Raw genomic sequence first — 1,199 nt, 5'->3', positions numbered from 1 at the left:
CCAGGACCACATTCCCGCTGTGGTCCTGAACATAGGCCGTGCCCGCCCGGCCCAGATCCTGGGCGTGATAACTCCAGTACCCTTCCAGCCCGGACTGGTTGACGTAGGCCAGGGTGATCTGCGGGCGGTAAGGCGCCCCATAACTGGTATCGGACGAATGGAAGTCCGCATAGTCGGCGCTGGTGTATTCCCGGGCATTCTTCAGCATGAGCCCCCGGTTGATTCCCGTGGCATACCAGGATTTCACGAGCTTGGTGATGTCCCAGGAGAATACCGAGCCCGAGGAGCCGCTGACAAACTGATAATCCAGAGCCTCCGCCCCGTCATAGGGCGGCTTGTTGTTCCAGGTCAGGGTGGAGGAACTCCAGTCCCCGAGCACCGGATACGCTTCGATTTGCCGGGGGGTCGGCAGAGCGCTGAAGGTGGCTAGGGTGAGCTCGGCGCCCAAAATGAGGTCCGCCGTGGTCAGGGTCGGAAGGGTAAACTGCAGGAAGCTGCGGTTGATCTGGGAGCTGCTTCCCTAGCCGGCCTTCAGCAGCCCCAGGGTCTTGTAGTTCGTGTTGGGGGCAGCAGAGGATACGGGCGCATCAAAGATTTTCATCTCATCCACGGTGGTTTTCACCACCGGGTCCACCAGCACCGGATACACCCGGGATTCCTCCGCCAGCCAGGCCGCATCCGGGGTAAGGCTCAACCGGTAGGCACCGGCGCCGGTTTGCGCGGTCAGCGTCACCGTAACCCCATAGCTGACTTCGCCTGCGGCATCCACCATGAACGGGGCCGGCATCACCATCACCGGCTCCTGCGTCCGGGCATCCCGAAGAAGAATCGTCTGATCCGCCTGAAGCTGCGGAACAAGATTCTTCAGGGTGAAATCGAAGGAAATCGCGGGAACCGCCTGCCGCTGCTTCACCACGAGGTTCTCTTTAATCTCTTCCGATCTTACGGTATAGACCAAATCCATCCCCGGAAGAATTTCCGGATACCGGACGGTGGACTGCAGGTTCGGCAGCGTGGGGAGCGCCTGGGGGGCCTCCTGCGCCGGGCGCTCTTCTTGCACCTTCACCGCCGCGCCGCCCACCAGGGACCAGCTCAGCCCGTAGCTCCCCTTCTTGATCGCCACCAGCTTTGCCGCCTGGCTGGTCTTGGCAAAGCGCACCTGAAAGGCGTTCTTCCGATTCTGCAGCACCAGCGTGCCC

Annotated in this window: 2 protein-coding genes; both read right to left on the bottom strand. The window is 61.9% G+C overall.

The annotated features are described in order from the left end of the window. A partial coding sequence (locus tag KCG48_RS14375) for a DNRLRE domain-containing protein (RefSeq protein WP_230977166.1) occupies positions 1–469 on the bottom strand: 469 nt, incomplete at its 3' end. A gap of 51 nt (positions 470–520) precedes the next feature. Continuing rightward, the coding region (locus tag KCG48_RS14370) for a hypothetical protein (protein ID WP_211802868.1) at positions 521–1,199 on the bottom strand (679 nt) is incomplete at its 5' end.

This window comes from Proteiniclasticum sediminis (genome assembly GCF_018128025.1).
Taxonomy (GTDB): Bacteria; Bacillota; Clostridia; order Clostridiales; family Clostridiaceae; genus Proteiniclasticum; species Proteiniclasticum sediminis.
The sequence above is the reverse complement of the archived record's forward strand: the minus strand, read 5'-3'. Positions and strand labels throughout refer to the sequence as shown.